Below are 25,463 nucleotides of genomic sequence, written 5' to 3'. Positions count from 1 at the left end.
GGCACCTACAAAAACGCCCCGGTCTTGCGACAGGGGCGTTTTTTATCACCAGCGAGGTCGAGGACCCCCCCTGATCAGCCGGCTCGGCGCAACAGCCAGACACCGGCCAAGGCACAGACACCGGCCGGAACCAGCACCGCAAACAGCGGCGAGAAACCGAACACCAGGCTCGAAGGCCCCAGCAAATCCTGGACGATACGGAAGGTGAAGCCGACCAGCACGCCAGTGAACACCCGCTGACCGAGAGTCACCGAGCGCAACGGACCAAAGATGAAGGAAATCGCCATCAGTACCAACGCGGCGGTTACCAGCGGCTGCAACACCTTGACCCAAAACGCCAGCCAGTAACGGCCGTTGCTCAGGCCCTGGTCTGCCAGGTAGTGGATGTAACCCCACAGGCCGCTGATCGACAGGGTGTCCGGCGACATCACCACCGTGCTCAACAGTTGCGGACTCAAGGCAACATCCCAACGTTCGACCGGGGTGGTGACCACTTCGGTGCTCTTTTCATGGAACAGCGTGGTGGTGACGTCGCTCAGTTGCCAGTGATCCTGATCGAACTTCGCCCGCTTGGCGAAGCTGGACGACAGCATATGACGCTCATTGTCGAAACGATAACGGGTGACGCCGTACAGCAAACCGTTCGGTTGCACAGAGTTGACGTGAATGAACTCGTCGCCCTGGCGATGCCACAAACCATGCTTGGCGCTCTGCGCATCGCCGCCACCCTGAGCCAGGGAACGGTTGGCCTGAGCGGTGACTTCGGTGGCCGGCGCGACGTATTCGCCGATCAGCACACCCACTACCATCAGCACCAGCATCGGCTTCATGACCGCCCAGACGATCCGGCCGACCGACACACCGGCGGCGCGCATGATCGTCAGCTCGCTGTGGCTGGCCAGGCTGCCAAGGCCGATCAGGCAGCCGATCAGTGCCGCCATCGGCAACATGTCATACAAACGACGGGGCGCGGTCAGCAAGACGTAGCTCAAGACGTCCATCAAGGTGTAGGTGTCGCTGACGTCACTCATCTCATCGATGAAGGCAAACAGGGTCGCCAGGCCAAGGATAATCCCCAGCACCGCCAGGATGGCGACGAATACGCTGCTACCGATGTAGCGATCGAGCTTAACCACGGGCCACCTCCAGCGCACTGCGGCGACTCGCCATCTTCAAGCGCAACGGCTCCCAGTAGAGCAAGCCCAGGCCAATGGCCAGGAAGATTGCGTGAACCCACCACAACCCCAGCGCCGGCGGGATCTTGCCCTTTTCGAGGGCGCCGCGTGCGGCAATCAGGATGCTCAGGTAAGCCATATAAAGAAGAATCGCCGGCAGCAGCTTGAGGAAACGGCCCTGGCGTGGATTGACCCGCGACAGCGGCACCGCCATCAGGGTCACGATGAACACCAGCAACGGCAGGGACAAACGCCATTGCAGCTCGGTGCGCGAACGAATGTCATCGCTGCCGATCAAGGAACGGGTGGTCATTGCATCGCGGTCGGTGACTTCGTCGCTGACGTCCGGCTTGGGCAGCAATACGCCGTACTCTTCGTATTTGATTGCCCGGTAGTCGGCCTGCCCCGGGTTACCGTCGTAGCGATAGCCGTTGTCGAGAATCAGGTAGCGGTTGCCGTCAGGGCGGATTTCCTGACGGCCCTTCTCGGCCACCAGCACGGAAATCCCGCGATCCTTCTTGTCGGAGTTGATGTTTTTTTGCGAAATGAACACACCGTTCAGATTGATGCGGTCATCCGATAGCTGCTCGGTGTAGGTCACCCGGGTGCCGTCGCGCAGGGCCTGGAAGCGACCCGGCTCCAGGGTATCGAACTCGGTCAGCGCATCCTGCTTGTTCAGCAGCAGCTGGAACTGATTGGCACCTTGTGGCGCCAGGCTCAGGCTCAGCCAGGCCACGACCAGCGCAACCAGCGTGGCCGGAAACAGCGTCATGGCAAGCAGACGTTGCTGGCTCATGCCAGTGGCCGACAACACGGTCATTTCGCTTTCGAGGTACAAGCGACCGTAGGCCAGCAGGATCCCGAGGAACAGGCCCAGCGGCAGGATCAGTTGCAGGAAACCCGGCAGGCGAAAGCCCATGATCAGAAACAGGGAGCCCGGATCCAGCAGACCCGAGGCCGCCTGGGCGAGGTATTTGATGAAGCGACCGCTCATGATGATGACCAGCAGCACGGCGCTGACGGCGCTCAAGGTCAACAGGACTTCGCGGGACAGATAACGGAAGACAATCAAACCAGACACTCCAGGGTTGTCAGGCTAAGGCGGCCAAACAAGCAAACGTATCAGACGGCCCGCAGGGCAGAGCCGCCGAAAAAGTTGGCGCATTATCCTGTGATTGGGTGCGCCTGTCACTGCGCATGCTCAAGCAGGCGGGTAATGCGTTGAAGATCGTACAACCGAGGGTTGTCAGGCGCAGTGAGCGAGGTTCAAACTGCGGCCTTTGTCGCGGGCCGTGACCTGCGTCTTTCTATCTATAAGCAAGCGTCTGTGCGCCGCCGATTTGCCCGCGCACGTTGACCATTAATTCAGGGACCCGGACATGGAACTGGTTGTAAAAAGCGTCAGCCCAGAAACGTTGAAGACCGCCACTCTGGTGGTCGCCGTCGGCGAAGACCGCAAGCTCGGTGCCGTCGCCAAACAACTCGACGAACTGAGCGGCGGCGCCATCAGCGTTGTTCTCAAGCGCGGCGACCTGGCTGGCAAAGTCGGCCAGAGCCTGTTGCTGCACAGCCTGCCGAACCTCAAGGCCGAACGCGTTCTGCTGGTCGGCGTGGGCAAAGACGAAGAGTTGGGCGACCGCCCGTTCCGCAAAATCATCGCCGGCGTCCTCAATACCCTTAAAGGCCTGGGCGGCAGTGATGCCGTGCTGGCGCTGGACGAGGTCGTGGTCAAAGGCCGAGACAGCTACGGCAAGACCCGTCTGCTGGCCGAAACCCTGGTGGACGGCGAATACGCCTTCGACCAGTTCAAGAGCCAGAAAGCTGAACCTCGCTCCCTGAAGAAAATCACTCTGGTGACCATCAAGGCTGCACAGGCCGAAGTCGAGCGCGCCGTGGCCCACGCCACTGCGATCGCCAACGGCATGGCGTTCACCCGTAACCTGGGTAACCTGCCACCGAACATTTGCCATCCAACGTTCCTCGGCGAACAAGCCAAGAACCTGGGCAAAGAGTTCAAGAGCCTGAAAGTCGAAGTCCTCGATGAAAAGAAGATCAAGGACCTGGGCATGGGCTCGTTCTACGCAGTCGGCCAAGGCAGCGCCCAGCCGCCACGCCTGATCGTCATGCAATACAACGGCGGCAAGAAATCCGAGAAGCCGTACGCACTGGTCGGCAAAGGCATCACCTTCGACACCGGCGGCATCAGCCTCAAGCCTGGCTTGGGCATGGATGAAATGAAGTACGACATGGGCGGTGCTGCCAGCGTGTTCGGCACCTTGCGTGCCGTGCTCGAGCTGAAACTGCCGATCAACCTGGTGTGCATCCTGGCCTGCGCCGAGAACATGCCGAGCGGCAACGCTTCGCGTCCGGGCGACATCGTCACCACCATGAGCGGCCAGACCGTGGAAATCCTCAACACCGACGCCGAAGGCCGTCTGGTGCTGTGCGATGCCCTGACCTACTCCGAGCGCTTCAAGCCGCAAGCCGTGATCGACATCGCCACCCTGACGGGCGCTTGCGTCGTTGCACTGGGCGCGCACACCTCCGGCCTGCTGGGCAACAACGATGAGCTGATCGGCCAACTGCTGAGCGCCGGCAAGGCTGCCGACGACCGAGCCTGGCAACTGCCGCTGTTCGATGAGTACCAAGAGCAGCTGGACAGCCCGTTCGCCGACATCGCCAACATCGGCGGTCCGAAAGCCGGCACCATCACCGCTGCCTGCTTCCTGTCGCGCTTCACCAAGAACCTGAATTGGGCGCACCTGGACATCGCCGGCACTGCATGGACCAGCGGGGGCAAGGACAAGGGCGCCACTGGCCGTCCGGTTCCGTTGCTGACCCAATACCTGCTGGACCGCGCCAAAGCCTGAAACCGATGACCCGCGGCGGCGTCACTTTCGGGTGACGCTGCTGCTGGCTCAGGAACCGCAATGACCAAAGTCGACTTCTATATCCTGCCCAGCGCCGATCCGTCGGCACGGCTGGATTTCGCCTGCAAGCTCACCGAGAAAGCCTGGCGCATGGGCCACCGCATTTACCTGCATTGCAGCGATGCCGCCCAGCGCGAGGATCTCGATGCACGTTTGTGGGCTTTCAAGGGTGAAAGCTTCGTGCCTCACGGCCCTGCCGAAAGCGAACCTGAAAGCCTGATTGTCCTGGGCCTGGGTGATGACTGCGGTCTGCATCAGGATCTGCTGGTCAATCTCGACCTGAAGGTGCCGGTATTCGCCAACAAGTTCGCCCGCGTGGCGGAAGTAGTGGTGGAAGATCCGACGATTCGCGCGGCCGCGCGGGAGAGTTTCCGTTTCTATCGCGAACAGGGCTATCCTCTGCAAGATCACCGTTTACAGCGACTCTGAGCATTCCGATGGACACTCCAAAACCGCAACAAAAGTCCGCGCACCTGCTGGACGACCTCGAGTCGATCCGCCAACTGCTCGGCGATGACAACCTGCAACCGCCACTGCTGACCGACACGGTCAATGACGGTGACCAGGAACAGATTCCAATGTTGTTCGATTCAGTCGGCGGCGCGCCGCAGACCGTCGAACCGACACCGCCCGCCCCTGCCGCGCAAACGGCGCCGGCGGCCAGCAAAGGCCCTGACGCCTTGCTGCACCTCGATAGCGAACTGCGCGCTGCCGCGCTGTTGATCATGCAAGACGTAATCGACGACTTCGCCCCGCACATCGAAACCGAGATCAAGCGCCGGCTGGATGCGCGGATGGAACGGTTGCTCAGTCAGTATCAAAGTTAAGCGGCGAGAAGGCAGCGCGACAGTCGCTGAAATATAAAACACCCGATGCGGGCATCGGGTGTGGGGGCGAAATAGGGAAAACCTATTTCCGGGCTAGACTAATGATTTTATCCGGCAGCCCAAGACAAGAACGATGACTACTGCCCAGGCGGCGACACATGCTGCATACCGTCTGGTTGTTTTTCATTACTCGCGGTTACCCATTTCTTTTGATCATGTTTATATACAGCTGTCACAATATCTCCCGGTTTGACTTCAACCGAAAAGTTGTAACCAACAATGAACGTACTTTTTGATGAATTATTACCAACAGTAACAAAGTTATTGCCTGGACTTGTTTCATCCGGCAAATTTATTTCTTTACGCCATGAAGCATCATTCATATAGACCTCTACACTGCGGTTTTGACGCAGCAGCTCCATCACCTCGGCGCTCGTAAGCGCGCCAGCAAACGCACTTGCAGTAAACATCATACAGACGGCGACCATCAACATCCGTTTCATATCGAGATTCCCTATATAAAAATGTTATTTAGTTGAAAGACTAGCACAATCAAAGTTGTAATTAACAACCTGATCACCTTCAACACTAATACTCATCACAGCCTTCAGCAACTGTCAGAAATAACAGTTAAATAGATCCATATGGAATCAATCAGAAACTACTTATAACCAACAAGCACGCAACGCCAGCCTTCGCCTCAAAAACTGAAGTATTAAAATGCTCAGGCCCTCCTGAGCCACACAAGCAACGCCGCCCCTATCCGATAGACATAGTTTTTGATATCAGCTCGGCACCTGCTCGCTCGCCCTGCGCCCCATGCCCCGCTATACTTGCCGGCTTTTCCTGAATAAATGCCAATAGGGTCCCGCCGCGCATGGATAAGACCTACCAGCCGCACGCCATTGAAACTTCCTGGTACAACACCTGGGAGTCTGAGAATTACTTCGCCCCGCAAGGCGCGGGCGAGTCCTACACCATCATGATCCCGCCGCCGAACGTCACCGGCAGCTTGCACATGGGTCACGGCTTCAACAACGCGATCATGGACGCCCTGATCCGTTTCCGCCGCATGCAGGGTCGCAACACCCTGTGGCAGCCGGGTACCGACCACGCCGGTATCGCCACGCAAATGCTGGTGGAACGCCAACTCGAAGCCCAAGGCCAGAATCGCCACGACCTGGGCCGCGAAAAATTCCTCGAGAAAGTCTGGGAATGGAAGGATCAGTCCGGCGGCAACATCAGCCGTCAGATCCGCCGCCTCGGCTCGTCCGTGGACTGGAGCCGCGAGCGTTTCACCATGGACGACGGCCTCTCGGAAGCCGTTAAAGAAGCGTTCGTTCGTTTGCACGAAGACGGCCTGATCTATCGCGGCAAGCGTCTGGTCAACTGGGACACCAAGTTGCACACGGCAATTTCCGACCTTGAAGTGGAAAACCACGACGAGAAAGGTTTCCTGTGGAACCTGAAATACCCGCTGGCCGACGGCGTCAAGACCGCTGAAGGCAACGATTTCCTGATCGTCGCGACCACTCGCCCGGAAACCATGCTCGGCGACGCCGCCGTCGCGGTGAACCCGAACGACGAGCGCTACAAAGCCTTGATCGGCAAATTTGTCGAGCTGCCGCTGGTCGGTCGCCGCATTCCGATCATCGCCGACGATTACTGCGATCCTGAATTCGGCACCGGTTGCGTGAAAATCACCCCGGCCCACGATTTCAACGACTACGAAGTCGGCAAGCGCCACAACCTGCCGCTGCTGAACATCTTCGACAAGAACGCCGCTGTATTGCCGGCCTGTCAGGTGTTCAACCTTGACGGCACGCTCAACGAAAGCATCGACGGCAAGATCCCGGCGGAATACGCCGGCCTCGACCGTTTCGAAGCCCGTAAGCAAATTGTTGCCGCATTCGACGCCGCCGGCCTGCTGGTCAGCGTCAACGATCACGCCCTGAAAGTGCCGAAAGGCGACCGTTCTGGCACCATCATCGAGCCGTGGCTGACCGACCAGTGGTACGTGTCGACCAAGCCACTGGCCGAGCCTGCGATTGCCGCCGTTGAAGACGGCCGCATCCAGTTCGTGCCCAAGCAATACGAAAACATGTACTTCTCGTGGATGCGCGACATCCAGGATTGGTGCATCAGCCGTCAGTTGTGGTGGGGTCACCGGATTCCGGCTTGGTACGACGAGTCGGGCAAAGTCTACGTCGGTCGCGACGAAGCCGAAGTCCGCGCCAAGCACAACCTCGGCCCGGACGTTGCGCTGCAACAGGACAACGACGTTCTCGACACCTGGTTCAGTTCGGGCCTGTGGACCTTCTCCACCCTGGGCTGGCCTGAGCAGACCGAATTCCTGAAAAAATTCCACTCCACCGACGTGTTGGTGACCGGTTTCGACATCATTTTCTTCTGGGTTGCCCGGATGATCATGCTCACCATGCACTTGGTGAAAAACGAAGACGGCACGCCGCAGGTTCCGTTCAAGACCGTTTACGTTCACGGTCTGGTGCGAGATGGCCAAGGCCAGAAGATGTCCAAGTCCAAGGGCAACGTCCTGGACCCGCTGGACATCATCGACGGTATCGAGCTCGAAGACCTGGTGCAAAAACGCACCTCCGGCATGATGCAGCCGAAACTGGCGAAGAAGATCGAGAAGCAGACCCGCGACGAGTTCGCCGACGGCATCGCCAGCTACGGCACCGACGCCCTGCGCTTCACCTTCTGCTCGCTGGCGTCCACCGGTCGCGACATCAAGTTCGACATGGGCCGCGTCGAGGGCTATCGCAACTTCTGCAACAAGATCTGGAACGCCGCGCGTTATGTTCTGGACAAGGGCGAAGACTGCGGCCAGAACGGCGAAGCCTACGAACTGTCGCTGGCAGATCGCTGGATCATCTCGCAACTGCAACGCACCGAAGCCGAAGTGACCCGTCAGCTCGACCAGTTCCGTTTCGACCTGGCCGCACAAGCCTTGTACGAGTTCATCTGGAACCAGTATTGCGACTGGTATCTGGAACTCTCCAAGCCTGTGCTGTGGGATGAAAATGCCCCGGTTGAACGTCAGCGCGGCACCCGTCGCACGCTGGTTCGTGTACTGGAAGTCGCGTTGCGTCTGGCGCACCCGTTCATGCCGTTCATCACCGAAGAAATCTGGCAGCGCATCGCGCCGCTGGCCGGTATCGAAGGCAAGACGATCATGCTGCAGCCTTGGCCGGTGGCCAATGAAGAGCGCATCGATCCGGCGGCCGAGAACGACATCGAGTGGCTCAAGGAACTGATGCTCGGCACGCGCAACATCCGTGGCGAGATGAACATCGGTCCGGGCAAGCCATTGAACCTGTTCCTGAAAAACGTCAGCGCCGAAGATCAGCGTCGTCTCACCGAGAACGAAGCCCTGTTGAAGAAACTGGCGCGCCTCGAATCGATCACGGTGTTGGCTGCCGGTGAAGAAGCACCGCTGTCCGCTACTGCACTGGTCGGCGAGATGGAGGTGCTGGTGCCGATGGCTGGCCTGATCGACAAAGACGCCGAACTGGCACGCCTGGACAAGGAAATCCTGCGTTTGCAGGGTGAAGTTCAGCGGGTGGGAGGCAAGTTGTCGAACGCCGGTTTCGTCGACAAGGCTCCGGCCGAAGTTATCGAGAAGGAACGCGCCAAACTGGCTGAAGCTGAACAGGCTTTGGGCAAGCTGGCCGAGCAGCATGCGCGGATTGCCAGTTTGTAAAGGGCAATGGCGTAAGAAGGGACATTGGCGAAAATGCCAGTCAGTTAAGCTGGCTGGCATTTTTTGCTTCTAATCGGACATTTTAAGATTTAAACCTGTTGGTACTTGTACAAATAAGATCCTTGCGCTGATGGGGCAAGACGTTTCTTGTCGAGCCCTACGCAAATTCGGCACTGTGGGAACACCCGCCCAAGGCGAGCGCCCCCACATTTTGTCGACGAACCACACACCGATGACTTAAGTGTCCGATTCAAGGACGGCCTATGTTGAAATGGCCCCAAGGCAACCACGTGAAGTTATTGGTGTTTGAGTTGATGAAATTATCCCGGTCAGACTCAAACACCCCGAGATTTGCCAGTACGCCAGTGATAGAACAAATGAGCGTATTTGCATCACCAACATCAAAGAGCTGAGCGGCTCCCCCTGCTTTATCAGGAACTTGCCATCGAAGAGGGATTTGTCAAATGGAATCAACGCGTCGTCAGCGAAATGTGTGACGACTCTATCGATTCTTTTCGTCCCGCTTTGAATGATCTGCGCAGGCAATTTTCCGCTGCCACGGTACAGACTCAACCGTTTGAGACTCGACACCAAACTAACCGTGCCTTTATCGATAAGTTTTTTGGCAACCTCTATGCCAGAACGGGCCAGGTAAAGAGCAAGCTGCCCGACTTTCATGAGCAACGTCGCCACACCACCAACGACAGTCAACCCCAGTGACACCCACCCTAGAATTGCCGAAAGCTCGGGATTGGTGTCGGAAACAACCACTGCAGCTATGGCGGTGGCAGACGCAGCAATAGCCAGGCCGACCAGTGCGGACGTCAACAATAATGACGCCCCTCCTGACATTATCGCCGTCAATACACCAATGCCCGACCAGAGAATCGCGGTCATCAATGCCCCGTCCTTGCCCAAGTTGAGAGGTCCAGGCGTGCGATCGCCCCAAATTTTGCGTAATCCGCTGTTCACCGCGCCGGAACCGACGTGGCCACTGGGTCCTGCAGGTTGGCAGGGTCTGCGTTGCAGTATCTATAGGCGTGAGGACCACCCTCGCCGAAGGGGCTTAGACCATCCGGGGCATGGAATTGATAGATATCCGGGGCATACCAGCGATACCCCTGACCGAGCGGATACTTATCGTTTTCGGCGTCTCGGTACTCACCGTTGAAACCCAGCAATGAATCTTTTTCGTCTGAGGAATGTTCGCCATAGGCAGTGTAGGCATGATGCCTCATCGTTTCTGCTTGCACGTCGTAGCTGACCAGTACCGTACCCTCTGCATCACGCAGTTCAAACAGGATCCTGTTTACGCCGGATTTCGACGATACGTCGGCTTTTTACAACGACTTGCAAAAACTCAAGGTGATTTATCGAGAGGGAAGAATTCTGAACCATCAGGCTGAGCGACAGCCATTACCAAAAACGCGTTCATGTCAAATATCCTTATTAGTCATTTAAATACGAGAGAGAGGAAATTAGTTCTTCTCGAATTAAAAAATAGCACCCTGAAAAATTACGTCTACTGTCAGATCTGACAGCAGCGGAGACTTGCTCGAAGTAACTTCATTTAGCGTTATGCTTTTTGGTGACATGGCACACTATTGGTGGACTCACATTTTTTGTTCATACCCGGCAGTCACACTAACTGGCATATATTTGAATCGACATTTTGACGTTCAAATAACTGGAACCTGAAAAAGTCTAAAAAGAAATGCCGGCCTGGAAACAGATTTACAGTTACTTCCGAGTCCGGCACGTCAATCGAGCAGTTAGCAACCAACTTCACTAATTACTTGCAGGAGGGTTTTTCTGTTGACCACTAGGGCGAGCACCAGAGGGAAGAGGATCACTCTCTAGACGAACCCCCATACTTTCCCACTTACCCCCGTCGAACTTGAACTGCGCATTGGACTTTCCAGGAACCGCAAGTGGAGCACTCAAATTAGTATTAGCTACATTCACAGTCGTAGGCTTCGTGCCTCGATTTTGAATATCAACCAATGTACCACTGCGGAAAGACGAGTTACCGGGAGCAATAGTCAGAGGGCTGGCGTAACCGAACTCATCACCATCATCCAGACGGTAAATATTGACACCCTTCTCTGACTCCGTTTCAACAACACCAGGAGGATTATTCTCTTTGGGAGCCCCTTCAAAAGCCAACACACTTGCCGACACCATCATCATGCCAGCCATTAGAAAAACACTTTTCATATCCGACGTCCTTTTAGAATTATCCATAGATAGAGGCCGTAACCCTCCAGATAAAAAATAACATCCTCAAAAATGACGTCTACTGTAAGAACTAACAGGTTCTCAACACGATAGGAAATAACCAGCTCGCTTATTATTCTAATTCTACAAATAAGGGGCGATCGACATCCCGCCCCCGCATTTACAGGAGCAGCGTTCCGTTTTTCAGGCAAAGATGTGGGACAATACCCGCCACTTTCAGCCATACCCGAATCGACCACGCCCATGAACGCCCCCCGCACACCAAGACCTGCGCGCAAGAAGCCTGACACCGCGACCCCGGCCAAAGCCGTTGAGCCGCGTGAAAAGGCCAGCCTGCACCCGCGCAATCGCCATCAGGGTCGCTACGACTTCCCGGCGCTGATCAAAACCACGCCGGAACTGGCGAAGTTCGTGATCATCAACCCGTACGGCAAGGAAAGTATCGACTTCGCCAGCCCGGATGCGGTGCGGGTGTTCAACCGGGCGCTGCTCAAGTCGTTCTATGGTATTGCTCACTGGGACATTCCAGCCGATTACCTCTGCCCGCCGGTGCCGGGCCGTGCCGATTACGTGCACTTCCTGGCCGACCTGCTGGCCAGCGTCAACGACGGCGAAATCCCGCGCGGTGCGCCGGTCAAGGTGCTCGACATCGGCATGGGCGCCAACTGTGTCTATCCGTTGATCGGCTACAGCGATTACCGCTGGCACTTCCTCGGCTCGGAAATCGACCCGACGGCCGTAGCCGCGGCCAAAGCCATCGTGCAGTCCAACGGGCTGAACAAAGCCATCCAGTTGCGCCAGCAAAGCAATCCCAAGCACATCCTGCTGGGCTTGCTCGAACCGGGCGAACGTTTTGACCTGACCATGTGCAACCCGCCGTTCCACGCGTCGATGGACGAAGCGACCAAAGGCAGCGAGCGTAAGTGGCGCGCCCTGGGCCGCGCCGACCCGAAACGCAAGCTGCCCGTGTTGAACTTTGGCGGTCAATCGGCCGAACTGTGGTGCGAAGGGGGCGAAGCCCGGTTTGTGACGCAACTGATCGCCGAGAGTGCGCACTTTCAGCACAAGGTCCTGTGGTTCAGCACGCTGGTGTCTAAGGCTTCAAACCTGCCTTCGATCCAGACGGCGCTGAAAAAGGCCGGTGTTCTGGAAAGCCAGGTGGTGGAAATGTCCCAGGGCCAGAAGCAAAGCCGCTTCGTCGCCTGGACCTTCCAGACCAAGTCCGAGCAGCAGGTGTGGCGTGAACGTTGGGCCCGCAAGGGTAACTGACCAACGCAGATCAACTGTGGGAGCGGGCTTGCTCGCTCCCACATTGGTTTAGTGGTGCTGCAGGTCAATCGCCAAATCGCAGACACAAAAAAGCCGTGCCCGGATCGCTCCGGAGCACGGCTTTTTTTACTGCGTCTTACTTGTTAACAGCGTCGGTCAGGCCTTTGGCCACAACCAGCTTGATAACTTTCTTGGCAGCGATTTCGATGGCAGCGCCAGTCGAAGGGTTGCGGCCGGTACGGGCTGGACGCTCAGTCACTTTCAGTTTGCCGATACCTGGCAGAGTGATTTCGCCGCCGTTTTCCAGCTGATCGGCAACGATTTGGCCCAGTTGGTCCAGAGCGTTACGCGCGGTGGTTTTTGGCGCGTCGATAGCTTCAGCGATGTCGGCGATCAGTTGGTCTTTAGTAAGAGCCATGTAGTGTTCCTTCCCTATCAAATTCATATGGATTGCAGAGTGCAGTGTCAGCCATCGAGCCCGATCTTCTGGATCTGGCACCCTCGGCCAATAACCACGGGATCGGGGTTATAGATACCGAAATCAGGGTTTGGTTCGACCTGACAAATGCTGAATGCACGCTTAACGCAGTGACTTCGCGTAAGACGGGGCAAAACTAGCACAGAGACGGGGAAATATCCGCCTCTAGCTACCCATTTGGTCAGCTTTATTGCTCTAAAACAGGAAAAAACTGCATAAGGGCCGCCGCACGCCTGCGAATTGCCCTTCGAGCCGCGCCAAAACCAGTGGTTGCGGTACACTTGGCACTTTTTGGGGGAGCACGCCCTCCTCTCTTCAATCAGCCGAGAAGCCCATGCCGATCCGTCATTGCATCGTCCACCTGATCGACAAAAAACCCGACGGCACACCTGCAGTTCTCCACGCTCGCGACTCTGAACTGGCCGAGTCGAGCGCCATCGAGAACATGCTTGCCGACCTCAACGAAAGCTATAACGCCAAACAAGGCAAGGCCTGGGGTTTCTTCCATGCCGAGTCCGGGGCGCATCCGTTCAGCGGCTGGCTGAAGGAATACCTCGAGGGCGGCAAGGATTTCACGGCATTCAGCCGGGTGGCGGTGGAACACCTGCAAAAACTGATGGAAGAGTCGAACCTCTCTGTGGGCGGCCACGTGCTGTTCGCGCATTACCAGCAGGGCATGACCGATTACCTGGCGATCGCGCTGCTGCACCACAGTGAAGGCGTTGCAGTGACCGATCAGCTGGACGTGACGCCGTCCCGTCACCTGGACCTGGGCCAATTGCACCTCGCCGCGCGGATCAACGTGTCCGAGTGGCAGAACAACAAACAATCGAAGCAGTACATTTCGTTCATCAAAGGCAAGAACGGGAAAAAGGTGTCGGAGTATTTCCGCGACTTCATCGGCTGCCAGGAAGGCATCGACGGCCCGGGCGAAACCCGCACCCTGCTCAAGGCATTCAGTGACTTCGTTGAAAGCGAAGATTTGCCCGAAGAGTCCGCCCGCGAGAAGACCAAAACCTTGGTGGACTACGCCAGCAGCCAGGCCAAGCTCGGCGAGCCGATGGGCCTGGAAGAACTTTCGGAGCTGATTGACGAAGAGCGCCCGAAAGCTTTCTACGATCACATTCGCAACAAGGACTACGGCCTGTCGCCAGAGATTCCGGCAGACAAGCGCACCTTGAACCAGTTCCGCCGCTTCACTGGCCGCGCCGAAGGCCTTTCCATCAGCTTCGAAGCCCACCTGCTGGGCTCGAAGATCGAATACGACGAAGAAGCCGGCACGCTGATCATCAAAGGCCTACCCACTCAGCTGACTGATCAGCTCAAGCGACGTAACTGATGCTGAACGGCGTGCTGAAAAAATGCCTGCTGATCCTGCTGGTGGTTGTGGTCTATCAGAACTGGGGCAAGATCGAGCGGGTGTTCAACCCCTCGCAGGTGGTGTCGGAGCAGACCCAGGCCAAGGCCAGTGTCGTGCTCTATGCCACTGAATGGTGTGGCTACTGCAAACTGACGCGGCGCTTTCTCGATCAGAAAGGCATTCCGTACCAGGAATTCGATATCGAAAAGGATGCCGAGGCGCGCAAGGCCTATGAGGCGTTGGGTGGCGGCGGGATTCCGATTATCGATGTGAATGGGACGTTGATTCGCGGGTATGACCCGGATGCAATCCTCGCAGCCCTGAAGCAACCCATCTGAATTACTCAAACCCTGTGGCGAGGGAGCTTGCTCCCGCTTGAGTGCGCAGCACTCACAAAACAGGCATTCATTGCGAAGAGTTTGGGTCTGCTGCGCAGCCCAACGGGAGCAAGCTCCCTCGCCACAGGTTCGAGCCAGTCCAACCATTCGTGAAGCAGGCTACTTCGCTTCTATGCGGAATCCAAACCGCGGAAAGTGCACATGCACCACGCCGCCACGCTCGTCTTCTCGACGCAGAATCAATTCTTCCCTGCCCGCAAACAGCAACTCACCCGCCACCGGGTCAACCCCGTAGTCGGTCGCTGCGATCACCACCTGCTGACCCGCTTCAAAACCATTCGGTTCATCAAACTGCTCATCCGGCAACGCGGCCGGTGTGGCATTGCGCGCCACCGCCAACGCGTCCTCGGACGTCATCTCGCTGGACGCGCCATGACCGAAGCCCATCACCCGCCCTAACCACGCAGAAACCGCCGGATAAGCATCAACCAGCGGTGCAGTCACCGGCGTCGCCTTGAGGAACCACAGGCAGTGCGCCAACGCAAAATCGGCAATCGACGGCTCGCCGAACAGGAAATCACCCTGCTCGCGCTGAAGCTGCTGCTCTAGGCGCCCCATGATCGTCGGCCATTGATGCCGTGCTTGCTCGGCCGACAACCTGGCAGCGCTGCCGCCACTGAACAACCCGGCGCGATCAGCCAGGAATGACTTGATCGCTTCCGGCGGCATATTGCCGAAGCGCACAGCGATGGATTCCGGCTGAAACACCAGACTGACCGCATGCTGGAACACCACCGAATCAGCCCAGGCGGCGAAGGTCGCGGCGATCATTTCCTGACCTTCCGGGAAAAACGCCGGCAAGGCTTTTTCCTGCTCCAGACGACGGGCGATCAGCGCGGTGTCGCAATAAATATCAGCGCCAATCTGCAACACCGGGGTCTTGCGATAGCCGCCCGTCAGGGCCGTCAGATCAGGTTTTGGCATCACCGGCGAGATCTTCACCGAACGCCAGGACAGCCCCTTGAAACCCAGCAACAGGCGGGCCTTTTCGGCGAAAAGGGACGTCGGGTAATGATGAAGAATCAACTCGGACATGCTCGGCTCCGCCGCACGGATAAGGAATCCGCAGCTTAGCGCGCATTTCGTGGGCAGCCTACAGATCTGCCTGATGGGCACTTATCAGTCAGGTTGATAAGCCTGCGGCAGCGCTTGCGACCAGGCATTCCTTGGCGCTTTTCTTGAGTTTTTTGATCAAGCGTTCTTGGCGCAGTGCTTCGCCCTTGTCGCGACAAACTTCCGTGTAGACCAACGCCACGGCCGGACTGGAGAGAAAGAAGCGCGCGCCCTTGCCACTCTGGTGAGTGGCGAAGCGGCGCACGGGATCGTCGCTGATCCCGCAGTAGAGCGAACCATTGGCCGCGCGAACGAGGTAGACGAACCAGGGCTTGTTGACCGGTGCCGGTTCGGCGGCAATGACGGGAGATTCGCTCGGGGTGTTCACGTGACGATCAAGGCTTGAAAGGAAACAAGCCGCGATCTTATCAGCGACTGGCCTGGAATGCCTTCAGCCCCTTCAAGGCTTGAGCGCGAACGGCATTTCTCACTGCTGGCGACCAGCCGAGCAGCAATCCCTTGAAACCCAGCGCCTGCCGCGACCAGGCCCACATATCGAAGCTGTCATGGTGCTCGCAAATCTTGCCGTCACGAAACACGAACTGCGCCTGAATATCGTTGACCACCGTGTTGCCGGTCTGGCTGAACAGGTACGTCGCGACCCAATGCGCGCCGCCCGTGCGTTCTTCGGCTCGAACGTTATCGAACGTCAGGGAGAAATCCTTCGCCCGAGTCGTGAGCATGCGCCACATGTCGCCGGCATCGCGGCCGCGCAGTTCGCCAAATGCAGGATCGCTGAACAGCACATCGTCGGTATAGCAGGCGCTCATGGCCTCGGCATCCAGCCGCTGAAAGGCTTGGTAGAACTGGGTGATCAATGCGCGGTTGGCATCACTCATGGGCAGGCTCCGAACGTTTGAAGGATTGCCTGCACGATAGTCAACAAATGCGCGGAACACTATCGGCATTCGTGGCGGGAATACCCTGAGGTGCGCCGACACCTAATGCACCATGCCGTTGTCCCGGGCATAAGCGAAGAGATCAACATCCGTGGAAATGCCCAGCCTCTGCATGGCCATGCTTTTTTGTTTACTGATCGTCGACACGCTGCGTTTGAAGAAGCCGGCAATTTCACTGACGGTCATGCCGCTGGCGAGCATTCTTACCACTTCATGTTCTTTGGCCGACAGCGCAGGTGAACTCGACTGAGCTTCTGCGTCTGCCTGAACCAGCGTCGCGCGCAAGGACTCGCTGACAAACCGCTGCCCTTCGCTTACCGATTTGATTGCCATCGGCAGTTCCTTCGCCGACGAGCCTTTGGCGATGATTGCCATCACGCCTTGAGCGAAGGCCGCCCTCAGCGTCGTGACGTTGGCAAACATCGTGACCAGAATGATCGCCGTCGACGGGTAGCGACGTCGCACCATGCTCAGCATCTTCAATCCATCGACCTGCAGGTTTCCCGGCATGGAGAAATCCGTGACCAACAGATCGCAAGGCGTGGTTGAAAGGAGGCTCGACAGGCTGTCGGGACCCTCGGCTTCCCCGACGACCACACATGTCTTGCTCAGATCGATGAGCATCCGCAAGCCGATACGAACGACCGGATGGTCGTCAGCGATGATTACGCGCATTGTCGGAATTTTCCTGTTTGGTGACTGGAATGCGCGAAAAATAGCGCCGTCCTGTGTCGACCACAACGACCAATCTTGACCGGTTGACTGCCTCGCCCAATGTATTCAGGGACCTGTCCTTTCTCCTATAAAACAAAGAGAACTGCCCTACATTTTTAAGCTACGCAGGCCGCACCGAAGGACTACGGACAACAGTCCGAAAAATGACAGCCAGAAACCCACAACACCTTTTCATTCACCGGGCAGCCCGTTTTCGTATTTGTTGCATTCCGCCTGGCTACCTCGATCGATAGATTGCGCCCTGTTCGAACAGGGCAATTCCCAACACTCTTCATCAAGGATGACTTCATCACATGACCAAACATTTATCCCTCCTGACCGCTGCGTTGCTGCTGACTGGCGCGTCGTCCGCTTTCGCTGCATCCAGCACTGACCTGACTGTTACAGGCGTGATCACGCCTAGCGCCTGTACGCCTATCCTGTCCAGCGGCGGCATTGCCAATCACGGCAAGATTTCCGTGAAAGACCTCAGTCCCGACAAAGTCACCTATTTGCCGCAAATCGTCCTGCAAATGGCTGTGAACTGCGACGCTCCGACCACATTTGCCCTATCGCCAACCGATAACCGATCCGGCACGGGAACGGCTTCAAGCTATTTTGGCCTGGGGCTGATCAACACCAACCAGAAGCTGGGTAACTTCCGAGTGATCCCGAGGAATGTGATGGCTGACGCCGTCAACGCCCAAGCCATTCTCTCCAGTAATGGCGGAGAAACCTGGGTGAAGGAAGGCGTAGGGTTCTGGGGGGTGAACAACATCTGGGGAGTCGGTGCCACTGGAACGGTGATTGCGCCGATCCCGATAAAAGACCTGCTCCTTGATCTCCAGGTGCGTACCGGCATAGCGCCCACCAACGGTCTGACGCTCACCGATGAAGTCAATATCGACGGTTCGGCCACTCTCCAGATCATGTACCTGTAACGCGCCGCCATTTACAGGGCAACGCTTGATACACGGCCTTGCCCGTTCAACCAAAGGACTATCCATCATGGACAGATGCTCCCTTGCTCTATCGGTCCCGCTGTTGATCGCCTGCGCGCCCATGGCCCTTGCCGCCAGCAGCACCGACCTGAGCGTCACCGGGCTGATCACCCCCAATTCCTGCACCCCCATCCTCTCCAGTGGCGGCATTGTCCACCACGGAAAAGTGACGGCAAAAGACCTGAATCCGGACCAGCCCACACGGCTGGAAACCGGCACGCTGTACCTGTACGTGAACTGTGAAGGCGCCACGCTGTTTACCCTGACGACCGTCGATAACCGCGACGGCTCGTCCGCCATTGACCCGCGCCACCACGGCCTGGGCGTCATCAACGATGACCAGAACCTGGGCAGCGTGGCGTTTGGTTTGTTCGATGCCATAGCAGACAGCCTCCCGGTGAAAACCATCATGTCCAGTAACGATGGGGCCAGCTGGCGAGTGTCGCCCTACTTGGGGCATGCCGGCCTGACCGCGTTTGCAATGCCGACTGACCCGGGCACACCGATCGCCATCAAAGACCTGCACACCAGGCTGTCGGCCGTCACCACTATCGTTCGCGCGAATGACCTGACCCTGACCGATGAAGTCCCCATCGACGGGCACGTCACCGTACAGCTCAATTATTGACCGACCGGCCGGTATAGCCGGCCCCTTTTTCCGAACACTCAACGAGACATGTCATGACGATGTTTTTATCCCACACGCGCCATCTGCTGCATGGCGGTATCGCTGTGTTCGCCCTGTTTCTGGCGACCCAGGCCCAGGCTGACGGAATGGTCCCGAACACTTCGGTGGTCATCGTCAACGAGGCCGACGGCGAAGCTTCCGTGACGGTGACCAACACCGATGCCAACCTGGCGCTGATGCATGTCACCATCGAAGACATTGCCGAGGACAACGAATCGCTGGTGTTTGTGACACCTCCTCTGGCACGCGTCGAAGCCTCGAAAACCCAGTTGGTGCGCTTCATTCTTCAAACCGAAAAACCGTTGCTTACCCAGCGTTTGAAGCGGGTGATCTTCGAAGGTATCCCTGAAGGAAAACCCGCCGCCGAAGCCGGGCATGCCCGCGTCGGCGTGACGGTGCGTCAGAATCTGCCGCTGATTATTCATCCCAAGGGGCTGGCACCCAACCGCACGCCGTGGACCGACCTGCAATGGTCGCTGCAGGATGGTCAACTGACCGTGCGCAACGACACGCCTTATGTCGTACGCCTGGGCCAGGAAGTGCAATTGCTGCCGTCAGCGGGCGGCGCGATGTTGCCGAAAACCTATGTGTTGCCCGGTGAGCACATCAGCGTCAAGGCGCCTGAGGGGGCCGCGACGCAAGTGCGTTTTCAACCGGCGACGGTCTACGGTTTCGCGGTGCCGCATTACGAGGCCCCGATCAAATCCTGAAATCCACCCTGAGAGCGCTCATGAAGGAACAGTGAGCGTCTGTTTCGAGGCCACGACCCTTCAGCCGTCGTCAGAGGCGTGTCTGAGCCACAGCGAATCGGTCAGCACGCCGGCATAACTCAAGTGAACCCAATGAACACAGTATTGATTTACCGTGATGGCGAAGCCCTGCCCGCTGTTCAGACCGCCGCTCGCCCTCTCCCTGGGCGGTGGACCACGGTCGCGCTGCTGCTGAGCAATTCGCTGATGGTGGTCGACGCCCACGGTAATGTGCCTGTGCCGGCATCGTTCGACCAAAACACACTGCTTCAGCGCGGCATCGATCCGGCGCTGGCGACGGTGCTGATGCAAACGCCGCGATTCTCGGCAGGCCGGCACCCCGTCACGCTCACGGTCAATGGCCAGAGCCATGGCCGGGTCGACGTCACTTTCGATCGCGAAGGCGCGTTGTGCTTCGATCGCGCGCTGCTGGATGCGGCCAACCTGAATGTGCCGGACCGTCTGCTGGCCGAGAGTCAGTGCCACGATTTCCTCGGTACTTCGCCGCAGACCGTCATCGACCCCGATCCGACAAGCCTTGCCCTGTTACTGATCGTACCCACCGACGCCATACGCCCCACTGTCCGGGATTTCTCGGGTTATCAAACCGGAGGCATCGCCGGTTTGCTCAACTACGACGTCAGCGGTTTGCGCAGCCAGTTCGGCGATCAGACCAGCAGCTTCGCCTCGGCCAATACCGAAGCAGGTTTCAACGCCGGTGACTGGATCGTGCGCAGCCGTCAGGTGCAGACCTGGCAGGACGACGTGTCCCGCACCACGCACATCGCCGCCTACGCCCAACGCACGTTTGCCAGCCACGAAGCGGTGCTGCAAGCGGGCCAGATCAATCTGTACAACCCGGTGCTGGCCGGCGCGCAGATCACTGGCGTGCAAGTGTTGAATGAGGAAGCGCTGCAGATCGAAGGCCAAGGCGCGGTCATTGAAGGCATCGCCAACAGCCAGGCGCAGGTCGAAGTTCGGCAGAACGGTGCGCTGATCCATTCCACGGTGGTGCCGGCCGGGCCGTTTGCCCTGACCAATGTACGCCGGCTCAGCACCCGCTCCGACGTGGAAGTCACCATCAAGGAAGCCGATGGCAGTGAGCGCAGCTTTACCGTGCCGGCCGCGATGCTCGGCATCGGTTTGCCGGCGCCCGGTTATTCGCTGGCGGCCGGCCAGGTGCGCAGTACCGGTGACGAACAGGGTGGCGATCCGTGGGTGCTCAGCGGCGGCTGGAGCGGTGCACTTACGCCGCAAGTGTTGCTCAGCGCAGGCCTGACCGGTGCCGCCGATTACCGCGCGGCAGGCGTCAGCGTCGGCCTGCTGCCATCGCCCGTTACCCAGGTTCAAGCGACGCTCACCGGTGCCGACGCCGGGGGCCGGCAAGCTAGCCAGGGGCTTCAGGCTGACTTGAGCGCATCGCACCGTTTAAGCGAGCAGTGGGCGTTCAATGCCGGCAGTTCTTACCGCACCCTTGGCTACCGTGAACTGCAAGACGCGGTGTTCGACAACACCTCCGACGACAGTAAATCCCGCTACCGCGACCAGCAAAGCGCGGCCTTGTCCTGGTCCCACCCGTGGGTCGGCGCGTTCAGCGGCGGCGTCAGCCGATCGAGCTCGTTCGACGGCCAAAGCAGCAGCCGCGCCCTCGCTTCCTGGGGCACCAACATCGGTGGTGTGTCGGTTTCGGCCACGGCGGAATGGCAAGTCAGCGGCGCAAACCGCAACGACGATAGCGTCTACCTGAACCTCAGCATTCCCTTGGGCGAGAACCGCCGGGCGCGCACCTGGGTGCGCAGCTCCGCTGGCGAATACCGCAGCGGTGTGGGTTTGAATGAACAGATCAACGATCAACTGGCCTACCGGGTCGGCGTCGAGCACGACACCCGCGACAAGGAAGTGCAGACCACCGCCGGCGTTTCACTGTTGCCGCGCTACACCCAACTGGACCTGAACTACACCCGCGACGATGCCGAACGCTCCAGCTATCAGGCCAGTGCCCGCGGTGGCGTCGTGCTGCATGGCGGCGGCGTGACGCTCTCGCCTTACCCGGTGAGCGACACCTTTGCCCTGCTGTCGGTGGGCGACATGGGCGCCATCAAAGTGTCGACGCCCAGCGGTCCGGTGTGGACCGACTGGCAAGGTCAGGCCGTCATCCCACACGTGGCGGCTTACGGCCGCAGCGCGGTGGAAGTCGACACCAAGACCCTGCCGCGCAATGCCGACATTCACAACGGGCTGGCGGTGATTTCGGCCGGTCGCGGTGCTGTCGACTCCATCGAATTCGGCCTCACCCTGACCCGCCGCGCCCTGCTCAAGGCCACCACCGCCAACGGTGCGCCCCTGCCCCGCGGCGCGGCGGTGAACACCGAGGATGGCGAGTTCGTCACCCTGGTGCAGGACGGCGGCCTGGTGTTTCTGCCCAACGTCCTCGACACCCGCGCGCTGTGGATCAGCGCACCGGGGCTGGAGCGTTGCGAACTGCGTTTCGAGCTGCCGGCGGACGCCGACACCAACGCGTATTACGAAACAGCCCCCGCCAAGTGCCGAGCCCTTTGAGGATGATTTTCATGAACCTGCCCCGCTACCTGCTGCTGCCCCTGGCGCTGAGCGCTTTCACCCCGTTCGCCCAGGCGTCTGCGGATGAATGCCAGTTCAATCTGAGCCAGCCTGTGCTGGATTACGGGCTGATGAACCGGGCGATACGTCCCGACTCGGCCCCCGAACGCAACCTCGGCGAACGTCAGCTGAGCCTGAGCCTGCGCTGCTCGCAACCCACCGACATGAGCGTGTTTTATCGGGCCATGGCGGCGACGGCCGAACGCTTTCACTTTGCCGAACGTGGCAGCTATCAGGTGCGCGTTCGCGACGCGGTGCTGGATGGCCAACCGGTAGAGATCGGCTTGATTGCCGGTGTAGGCCAGCCGCCTGCCGTCACGGCATCGAACCTGATCTGGCGGCCGGCGCACGGCGTGGTTCCGGTGCAGGGCGGCGTGCCGCTGCACGGTCGAACTTTTTCCGCACAACTTGAGCTGACTGCCTGGGTTCAAGAGCAAGGGATGCAGGTGCGCGACGCGGTCACCTGGGAGACCACCGGCGTGTTCGACGCCGTCGCTGCCGGGCGCACCCGCGAGGCGACCTTGCGCGCCCGCTTCGCGCCGGCGGCCTGCGAACCGGTGCTGTCCAACGGCGGCGTGGTCGCCTTCGGCACCCTGTCGAAAAATAACCTGAGCGCGGACAAAAGCACTCGCCTGCCGCCACGCTCATTGAATCTGAGGGTGGGCTGCGACGCGCCCACTTCGTTCGCGCTGATCATGCACGACAACCGCTCGGGCTCGGCCACCGTCGACAGCGACATTCACTACGGCCTCGGCAAGGACAACCGCAACAACAACATCGGCCTGTATTCGCTGAATGTCGACCCGGCCAGCACCAGCGCCGACAGCCTCGCGCGCCTGCACCTGATCGACTCCACCACCGGCGGCATGGCCTGGAGCACGGCCGGCTCCGCCTCTGCGCCCATCAGCAAAAGCCGCTACCTGGGCTTCACCGACAACCTCGGCATGGCCGGCCCGGCGCTGATCCAGAACCTCAGCACCACGGTGACCGTGGACGCCGTCATCGCCCCCACCAACAGCCTGGATCTGAGCAGCGCCATCGACCTCGATGGCGCGGGGACGATCGAGATTATTTACCTGTAATACCCAACCCGATCCTGCTGAATCCGCGGCGCACTTGAGCACCTCGGAGCAGTCAGGACACACAACAATAGAAGTGAGTAAACCATGATGAAAAAGTACTTTGCAGCACTCTCCGCCACCGCGTTGATCAGCGTGGCGCCTTATGCGCTAGCCGCGTCGAGCACTGATCTGACCGTCACCGGCACCATTACGCCCAATGCTTGCACACCGCTGCTGTCCGAAGGCGGGAACGTGCATCATGGCAAAATTTCGTCGAAGGATTTGAATCAGGACAAAGTCACAAATCTGGCCGAAAAGACATTGCAATTCACCGTGAATTGCGACTCTGCAATAGCGTTCAGGTTGAAGCCGATCGATAACAGATTTGGCTCCGCTACTGGGAGCAATACGCTGGGCCTTGGCTTTGTCAATGGTGATCAACGGCTCGGCAGCGTCGATGCAGGATTTTATTCTCCACTGGCGGACGGTGTAGCCGTACTCCCCATACATTCGAAAAATAATGGCGACACTTGGTCTGCAAGCCGCTGGTTGGAGCATAACGCCCTCTTTGCATTTGGTGCTGTCGCGGACCCTAGCACGCCGATAGCCATCAAGGATTTGGTAACCGACCTTCGGGTGCTCACCCAAATTGCCCGCGCCGACTCGCTCGACTTGTCTAACGATGCCGCTATCGACGGCTCGGTCACCATCGAAATCGATTACCCATAACCCCGTAGCCGACCTTGCCCGGGGTCACGCTTCGGGCAAGGACTTATTCCGCTGACCCACCATAGCGAAACCTGTCCCATGAAAAAAATTCCACACGCTCTGACGATGGCGTTCATCGTCCTGACTTCACCCCTCGCCTTCGCCGCATCGAGCACTGACCTGACCGTCACCGGCACCATTACGCCCAATGCTTGCGTACCGCTGCTGTCCGAAGGCGGGAACGTGCATCATGGCAAAATTTCGTCGAAGGATTTGAATCAGGACAAGCAAACGAGACTGACAGATAAGACATTGCAACTCACCGTGAATTGCGACTCGGCGATAGCGTTCAGGTTGAAACCAATCGATAACCGGGATGGTTCGGATGCGGATGGGGGCGCTGGATTCGGTCTGGGCCTTATCAATGGCGACGTAAACCAAAAGATCGGCTACATCGACACAAGGTTCGTGGCCCCACTGGGCGATGGTACTGCCGTAATGCCCATATTCTCTAACAACAATGGCGGCACATGGGGAGCCTTTCCAGGGTTGATACCTAAAGCCATTTCTGCATTCGCCACCGTCGGTGGTCCAAACACCCCGATAGCGATCAAGGATTTCCAGACAGGTTTACAGATAAGGACCTACATCGCCCGCGCCGACTCGCTCGACTTTTCTAACGAAGTCGCTATCAACGGCTCGGTCACCCTCGAAGTCTTGTACCCATAACCCCGTAGCCGACCTTGCCCGGGGTCACGCCTCGGGCAAGGACTGATTCCGCTGACCCACCATAGCGAAACCTGTCCCATGAAAAGTTTTCCACACGCGCTGACGATGGCGTTCATCGTCCTGACTTCCCCCCTCGCCTTCGCCGCATCGAGCACTGACCTGAGCGTCACCGGCACCATTACGCCTAACGCATGCATACCCAGTCTTGCCGACGGTGGACACATCGAGGTCGGCAAAAATCCATGCAAAAGACCTCCACCCAACCCTGTACACGACGGTTGGCCAACACTATATGCAATTCAACGTGACCTGCGATGAGCCGACCGTGTACGCGCTCAAATCTATCGACAACAGACCCGACACACAGACCGGTTCACCTCTTTTCTTCGGCCTGGGACTGACTCATGCAGAAGAAAAGCTGGGTTATTTCTGGCCGTATATTGGAAACCTTCAAGCGGATGGTCAGCGTGTAGACGCTATTCGATCGAGGGATGGCGGGGGAAGCTGGGCCCGTACCTCCAAGATCAGTTCGAATGAGCTCCTGGCGACAAGTGCTATCGGCGGTACCACACCTATTGCCGTAAAGAATCTCTCAACACTTCTGCAGATCGACACCAAAATCGCTCGCGCCGACGGCCTGACCCTGAATGAGGAAGTGCCCATCGATGGCTTCATGACGCTGGAAATAAACTACCTCCTCTGAGTCAACGCGCTGAGCTGCCCGGATTGCAACACCGGTCAAAGCGAACGTCGGCCAGGACGACTGCCGGGCTCGACCGAGCG

General features: G+C 58.5%; 26 protein-coding genes. 15 read left to right on the top strand and 11 right to left on the bottom strand.

Annotated features, from left to right (window positions below):
- Positions 1–74: 74 nt before the first annotated feature.
- Both lptG and lptF read right to left on the bottom strand, forming a co-directional pair.
- Positions 75–1,136, bottom strand: coding sequence for an LPS export ABC transporter permease LptG (lptG, locus tag DJ564_RS06235; protein WP_109628118.1), 1,062 nt, complete (start codon positions 1,134–1,136; stop codon positions 75–77).
- Positions 1,129–2,247 (bottom strand): LPS export ABC transporter permease LptF, encoded by a 1,119-nt coding sequence (gene lptF, locus DJ564_RS06230; RefSeq protein ID WP_109628117.1) that lies wholly within the window; start codon positions 2,245–2,247, stop codon positions 1,129–1,131. Before lptF ends, lptG begins: the two co-directional genes overlap by 8 nt.
- A 307-nt stretch (positions 2,248–2,554) precedes the next feature.
- On the opposite strand from lptF, the gene DJ564_RS06225 reads away from it, so the two are divergent.
- From DJ564_RS06225 to DJ564_RS06215, 3 genes are read left to right on the top strand one after another with little or no spacing between them, the layout of a single operon-like run.
- Complete coding sequence (locus DJ564_RS06225) at positions 2,555–4,045, top strand: leucyl aminopeptidase (RefSeq protein ID WP_109628116.1); 1,491 nt, start codon at positions 2,555–2,557, stop codon at positions 4,043–4,045.
- A gap of 60 nt (positions 4,046–4,105) precedes the next feature.
- Positions 4,106–4,534 (top strand): DNA polymerase III subunit chi, encoded by a 429-nt coding sequence (locus DJ564_RS06220; protein ID WP_109628115.1) that lies wholly within the window; start codon positions 4,106–4,108, stop codon positions 4,532–4,534.
- Between the two features lie 8 nt (positions 4,535–4,542).
- Positions 4,543–4,932, top strand: a complete 390-nt coding sequence (locus DJ564_RS06215) for a DNA polymerase III subunit chi (RefSeq protein WP_109628114.1) — start codon at positions 4,543–4,545, stop codon at positions 4,930–4,932.
- Positions 4,933–5,069: 137 nt separating this feature from the next.
- On the opposite strand, the gene DJ564_RS06210 is transcribed toward DJ564_RS06215, so the two are convergent.
- Complete coding sequence (locus DJ564_RS06210) at positions 5,070–5,435, bottom strand: hypothetical protein (protein WP_109628113.1); 366 nt, start codon at positions 5,433–5,435, stop codon at positions 5,070–5,072.
- Between the two features lie 374 nt (positions 5,436–5,809).
- Between DJ564_RS06210 and DJ564_RS06205 the strand changes: the two genes are divergently transcribed.
- Positions 5,810–8,656: a valine--tRNA ligase gene (locus tag DJ564_RS06205; protein ID WP_109628112.1), complete on the top strand. Its 2,847-nt coding sequence runs from the start codon at positions 5,810–5,812 to the stop codon at positions 8,654–8,656.
- A 261-nt stretch (positions 8,657–8,917) separates the two neighbouring features.
- On the opposite strand, the gene DJ564_RS06200 is transcribed toward DJ564_RS06205, so the two are convergent.
- The 3 genes from DJ564_RS06200 to DJ564_RS06190 all read right to left on the bottom strand — a co-directional run bounded on the left by DJ564_RS06200 (position 8,918) and on the right by DJ564_RS06190 (position 10,873).
- Positions 8,918–9,553 carry a hypothetical protein gene (locus DJ564_RS06200; protein ID WP_109628111.1) on the bottom strand — a complete coding sequence of 212 codons (636 nt, stop codon included), beginning with the start codon at positions 9,551–9,553 and terminating at the stop codon, positions 8,918–8,920.
- A gap of 71 nt (positions 9,554–9,624) precedes the next feature.
- The gene (locus DJ564_RS32765) at positions 9,625–9,894 is read right to left on the bottom strand and encodes an RHS repeat-associated core domain-containing protein (RefSeq protein ID WP_109628110.1); all 270 of its coding nucleotides are present in this window, start codon (positions 9,892–9,894) and stop codon (positions 9,625–9,627) included.
- 550 nt (positions 9,895–10,444) lie between these two features.
- The gene (locus DJ564_RS06190; protein ID WP_109628109.1) at positions 10,445–10,873 is read right to left on the bottom strand and encodes a hypothetical protein; all 429 of its coding nucleotides are present in this window, start codon (positions 10,871–10,873) and stop codon (positions 10,445–10,447) included.
- 264 nt (positions 10,874–11,137) lie between these two features.
- Between DJ564_RS06190 and rlmF the strand changes: the two genes are divergently transcribed.
- The gene (gene rlmF / locus DJ564_RS06185) at positions 11,138–12,163 is read left to right on the top strand and encodes a 23S rRNA (adenine(1618)-N(6))-methyltransferase RlmF (protein WP_109628108.1); all 1,026 of its coding nucleotides are present in this window, start codon (positions 11,138–11,140) and stop codon (positions 12,161–12,163) included.
- 136 nt (positions 12,164–12,299) lie between these two features.
- On the opposite strand, the gene DJ564_RS06180 is transcribed toward rlmF, so the two are convergent.
- Positions 12,300–12,581, bottom strand: a complete 282-nt coding sequence (locus DJ564_RS06180; protein WP_007905514.1) for an HU family DNA-binding protein — start codon at positions 12,579–12,581, stop codon at positions 12,300–12,302.
- A gap of 394 nt (positions 12,582–12,975) precedes the next feature.
- Here DJ564_RS06180 and yejK point away from each other — a divergent pair, with 394 nt between their 5' ends.
- Both yejK and DJ564_RS06170 read left to right on the top strand, forming a co-directional pair.
- On the top strand, positions 12,976–13,980 hold the full coding sequence (gene yejK, locus DJ564_RS06175) for a nucleoid-associated protein YejK (protein ID WP_109628107.1): 1,005 nt from the start codon (positions 12,976–12,978) through the stop codon (positions 13,978–13,980).
- Positions 13,980–14,339 (top strand): glutaredoxin family protein, encoded by a 360-nt coding sequence (locus tag DJ564_RS06170; RefSeq protein ID WP_109628106.1) that lies wholly within the window; start codon positions 13,980–13,982, stop codon positions 14,337–14,339. Before yejK ends, DJ564_RS06170 begins: the two co-directional genes overlap by 1 nt.
- A 159-nt stretch (positions 14,340–14,498) precedes the next feature.
- Here the strand turns inward: DJ564_RS06170 and DJ564_RS06165 are convergent, their stop codons facing one another.
- The 4 genes from DJ564_RS06165 to DJ564_RS06150 form a co-directional block, all read right to left on the bottom strand.
- Entirely contained in the window at positions 14,499–15,434 is a 936-nt protein-coding gene (locus tag DJ564_RS06165) for a glutathione S-transferase family protein (protein ID WP_109628105.1), read from the bottom strand.
- Between the two features lie 88 nt (positions 15,435–15,522).
- On the bottom strand, positions 15,523–15,840 hold the full coding sequence (locus DJ564_RS06160) for a GIY-YIG nuclease family protein (RefSeq protein WP_109628104.1): 318 nt from the start codon (positions 15,838–15,840) through the stop codon (positions 15,523–15,525).
- 40 nt (positions 15,841–15,880) lie between these two features.
- A complete protein-coding gene (locus DJ564_RS06155) occupies positions 15,881–16,351 on the bottom strand; it encodes a nuclear transport factor 2 family protein (RefSeq protein WP_109628103.1) in 471 nt (156 codons plus the stop codon).
- Positions 16,352–16,453: 102 nt separating this feature from the next.
- Positions 16,454–17,086: a response regulator transcription factor gene (locus tag DJ564_RS06150; protein ID WP_109628102.1), complete on the bottom strand. Its 633-nt coding sequence runs from the start codon at positions 17,084–17,086 to the stop codon at positions 16,454–16,456.
- Positions 17,087–17,439: 353 nt separating this feature from the next.
- Between DJ564_RS06150 and DJ564_RS06145 the strand changes: the two genes are divergently transcribed.
- From DJ564_RS06145 to DJ564_RS06110, 8 genes are all read left to right on the top strand, one after another.
- Complete coding sequence (locus DJ564_RS06145; RefSeq protein WP_109628101.1) at positions 17,440–18,066, top strand: DUF1120 domain-containing protein; 627 nt, start codon at positions 17,440–17,442, stop codon at positions 18,064–18,066.
- 67 nt (positions 18,067–18,133) lie between these two features.
- Positions 18,134–18,754 (top strand): DUF1120 domain-containing protein, encoded by a 621-nt coding sequence (locus DJ564_RS06140; protein WP_109628100.1) that lies wholly within the window; start codon positions 18,134–18,136, stop codon positions 18,752–18,754.
- 53 nt (positions 18,755–18,807) lie between these two features.
- Positions 18,808–19,524: a fimbria/pilus chaperone family protein gene (locus tag DJ564_RS06135; RefSeq protein WP_109628099.1), complete on the top strand. Its 717-nt coding sequence runs from the start codon at positions 18,808–18,810 to the stop codon at positions 19,522–19,524.
- A gap of 132 nt (positions 19,525–19,656) precedes the next feature.
- Complete coding sequence (locus DJ564_RS06130) at positions 19,657–22,122, top strand: fimbria/pilus outer membrane usher protein (protein WP_109628098.1); 2,466 nt, start codon at positions 19,657–19,659, stop codon at positions 22,120–22,122.
- A gap of 11 nt (positions 22,123–22,133) precedes the next feature.
- Positions 22,134–23,264 carry a DUF1120 domain-containing protein gene (locus DJ564_RS06125; RefSeq protein ID WP_109635954.1) on the top strand — a complete coding sequence of 377 codons (1,131 nt, stop codon included), beginning with the start codon at positions 22,134–22,136 and terminating at the stop codon, positions 23,262–23,264.
- Positions 23,265–23,348: 84 nt separating this feature from the next.
- On the top strand, positions 23,349–23,972 hold the full coding sequence (locus DJ564_RS06120) for a DUF1120 domain-containing protein (RefSeq protein WP_371922056.1): 624 nt from the start codon (positions 23,349–23,351) through the stop codon (positions 23,970–23,972).
- Between the two features lie 78 nt (positions 23,973–24,050).
- On the top strand, positions 24,051–24,680 hold the full coding sequence (locus DJ564_RS06115) for a DUF1120 domain-containing protein (protein ID WP_109628097.1): 630 nt from the start codon (positions 24,051–24,053) through the stop codon (positions 24,678–24,680).
- A gap of 292 nt (positions 24,681–24,972) precedes the next feature.
- Positions 24,973–25,383, top strand: a complete 411-nt coding sequence (locus tag DJ564_RS06110; protein WP_256597476.1) for a hypothetical protein — start codon at positions 24,973–24,975, stop codon at positions 25,381–25,383.
- Positions 25,384–25,463 lie beyond the last annotated feature (80 nt).

The sequence above is a fragment of the Pseudomonas sp. 31-12 genome (genome assembly GCF_003151075.1).
Taxonomy (GTDB): domain Bacteria; phylum Pseudomonadota; class Gammaproteobacteria; order Pseudomonadales; family Pseudomonadaceae; genus Aquipseudomonas.
Note: the sequence above shows the minus strand (reverse complement) of the source record. Positions and strands in the feature narration are given on the sequence as shown.

Bases quoted from the DNA above. Each gene is read 5' to 3' on its own strand.
- DJ564_RS06225 (WP_109628116.1), top strand. From the start codon at position 2,555: ATGGAACTGGTTGTAAAAAGCGTCAGCCCAGAAACGTTGAAGACCGCC.
- DJ564_RS06220 (WP_109628115.1), top strand. From the start codon at position 4,106: ATGACCAAAGTCGACTTCTATATCCTGCCCAGCGCCGATCCGTCGGCA.
- DJ564_RS06215 (WP_109628114.1), top strand. From the start codon at position 4,543: ATGGACACTCCAAAACCGCAACAAAAGTCCGCGCACCTGCTGGACGAC.
- DJ564_RS06210 (WP_109628113.1), bottom strand. From the start codon at position 5,435: ATGAAACGGATGTTGATGGTCGCCGTCTGTATGATGTTTACTGCAAGT.
- DJ564_RS06205 (WP_109628112.1), top strand. From the start codon at position 5,810: ATGGATAAGACCTACCAGCCGCACGCCATTGAAACTTCCTGGTACAAC.
- DJ564_RS06200 (WP_109628111.1), bottom strand. From the start codon at position 9,553: ATGACCGCGATTCTCTGGTCGGGCATTGGTGTATTGACGGCGATAATG.
- DJ564_RS32765 (WP_109628110.1), bottom strand. From the start codon at position 9,894: ATGAGGCATCATGCCTACACTGCCTATGGCGAACATTCCTCAGACGAA.
- DJ564_RS06190 (WP_109628109.1), bottom strand. From the start codon at position 10,873: ATGAAAAGTGTTTTTCTAATGGCTGGCATGATGATGGTGTCGGCAAGT.
- rlmF (WP_109628108.1), top strand. From the start codon at position 11,138: ATGAACGCCCCCCGCACACCAAGACCTGCGCGCAAGAAGCCTGACACC.
- DJ564_RS06180 (WP_007905514.1), bottom strand. From the start codon at position 12,581: ATGGCTCTTACTAAAGACCAACTGATCGCCGACATCGCTGAAGCTATC.
- yejK (WP_109628107.1), top strand. From the start codon at position 12,976: ATGCCGATCCGTCATTGCATCGTCCACCTGATCGACAAAAAACCCGAC.
- DJ564_RS06170 (WP_109628106.1), top strand. From the start codon at position 13,980: ATGCTGAACGGCGTGCTGAAAAAATGCCTGCTGATCCTGCTGGTGGTT.
- DJ564_RS06165 (WP_109628105.1), bottom strand. From the start codon at position 15,434: ATGTCCGAGTTGATTCTTCATCATTACCCGACGTCCCTTTTCGCCGAA.
- DJ564_RS06155 (WP_109628103.1), bottom strand. From the start codon at position 16,351: ATGAGTGATGCCAACCGCGCATTGATCACCCAGTTCTACCAAGCCTTT.
- DJ564_RS06150 (WP_109628102.1), bottom strand. From the start codon at position 17,086: ATGCGCGTAATCATCGCTGACGACCATCCGGTCGTTCGTATCGGCTTG.
- DJ564_RS06145 (WP_109628101.1), top strand. From the start codon at position 17,440: ATGACCAAACATTTATCCCTCCTGACCGCTGCGTTGCTGCTGACTGGC.
- DJ564_RS06140 (WP_109628100.1), top strand. From the start codon at position 18,134: ATGGACAGATGCTCCCTTGCTCTATCGGTCCCGCTGTTGATCGCCTGC.
- DJ564_RS06135 (WP_109628099.1), top strand. From the start codon at position 18,808: ATGACGATGTTTTTATCCCACACGCGCCATCTGCTGCATGGCGGTATC.
- DJ564_RS06130 (WP_109628098.1), top strand. From the start codon at position 19,657: ATGAACACAGTATTGATTTACCGTGATGGCGAAGCCCTGCCCGCTGTT.
- DJ564_RS06125 (WP_109635954.1), top strand. From the start codon at position 22,134: ATGAACCTGCCCCGCTACCTGCTGCTGCCCCTGGCGCTGAGCGCTTTC.
- DJ564_RS06120 (WP_371922056.1), top strand. From the start codon at position 23,349: ATGATGAAAAAGTACTTTGCAGCACTCTCCGCCACCGCGTTGATCAGC.
- DJ564_RS06115 (WP_109628097.1), top strand. From the start codon at position 24,051: ATGAAAAAAATTCCACACGCTCTGACGATGGCGTTCATCGTCCTGACT.
- DJ564_RS06110 (WP_256597476.1), top strand. From the start codon at position 24,973: ATGCAATTCAACGTGACCTGCGATGAGCCGACCGTGTACGCGCTCAAA.